The sequence below is a fragment of the Rothia sp. 27098_8_161 genome, from assembly GCF_041432905.1.
GTDB lineage: Bacteria > Actinomycetota > Actinomycetes > Actinomycetales > Micrococcaceae > Rothia.
Window position 1 is genome coordinate 1 of the sequence record NZ_JAPWAL010000052.1, and the last position, 1,282, is coordinate 1,282.

A 1,282-nucleotide genomic window follows, 5' to 3' on the forward strand; every position below is an offset into this window, starting at 1 on the left:
CATTTTTACAACAGTTTGTTACATGTTATTGGGTGGTTCTTCCTGCTTTTCTGTGGGAGTGAGGGGCTGGAGGCCTAAAATTTGCCGTGGCTTTATTTTGTTTTTGTCTTTTTTACTTTAAGTTGTGCCTGTGTGTCGAGTTATGAGTGGTACACATGAGATGCTTTATATATGACACAGGTTACATCGGGAGTGGTGACCCCATATCAGTCACCCGAGAAAATTCGTTCACGTGATGTTCAGATGACTGCAGTTGCTTTCCTTGAGACTCGAACAATTCTTGTCTCTGGAACTCTGGAAACCAGTGACCGGGCGGTCATGGTTACCTATGATTTGCCTTCAGAAGGTGAGTGGACCTTCATTAAGGTGGAGACAAACCTGTCTAATCAATCATGGAGCAGCTGGATTATGAGCGTGGACGATGATGGTGAATTTGTGGAGGATGTTGCTCGCCCAGCTATCTCGCAACAGTTCTCACAGGTCGTCTATAGCGCTGATCATCGGAGGCTAGGATTCTTTGATGGAGAGGTTCGACCGGGAGAGGCAGTCCTGAAGCAGTTTACCGTTCGAGCTCCGTCGCGTCGGTTTTACATGAGCCACGGACGCAGGCATCGCCCTCAGGGAACTCCTGTTGATGAGATTTTCTCTGAAATTCTAGAGGGGTACACTCTGGATTCTTCTTACGAAATTTTTGTTCCAGTTGAAATTCGCTATTAGTAAAATGCCTACCTATTTGTAATAGGTAGGCATTTTAGGAGGTAAGTATGGGTAACTATAAAAATTACTTTTTTGTGCCACCTGGATATTTGTTGGATAGTCCCAGGGGGAGGCAGGAAATTTTAAAAAATGTAGTTGATTTGCAGGAGATGCCCTCATTTCATGACTATATCGATTCTGAAGGTTATTTGGATGTGGTTATAGTCGGGGGAGGTTTGTCTGGAATCAATCTTGCCTCATCTATCTTTCATGTTGATGGATTAAAGTATGTAATTGTTGATCCACATAAAAGGTTGGGCGACAAATTTTTGTCCATGTGTAATTCAATTGGTCAAAATGTAATGAGGTCTCCATATGAACATCATCCAGGTTGCCAATTTGTTCACGATTGTGAATTAGTGGATTTTGCTCGAATTAAATACAGTTTCCTTACTGTGACGGAAAGGGAACAAGTTAAAATGTCAATCATGGGGCATCGATCCATAGTTCCTATGGATGTTTTTGAAGGGTTCGTGCGTCATGTGATTGAATTGCATGAACTCGAAAAAAGGCACATTGAGGATGA

General features: G+C 42.6%; 2 protein-coding genes. Both read left to right on the top strand.

The window, feature by feature from the left end; genetic code table 11:
* Nucleotides 1-243 precede the first annotated feature (243 nt).
* Nucleotides 244-717, top strand: coding sequence for a DUF6423 family protein (locus O3648_RS08295; RefSeq protein ID WP_371569571.1), 474 nt, complete (start codon nucleotides 244-246; stop codon nucleotides 715-717).
* A gap of 47 nt (nucleotides 718-764) precedes the next feature.
* The coding region (locus O3648_RS08300; RefSeq protein ID WP_371569573.1) for a hypothetical protein at nucleotides 765-1,282 on the top strand (518 nt) is incomplete at its 3' end.

Bases quoted from the DNA above. Each gene is read 5' to 3' on its own strand.
- O3648_RS08295 (WP_371569571.1), top strand. From the start codon at position 244: ATGACTGCAGTTGCTTTCCTTGAGACTCGAACAATTCTTGTCTCTGGA.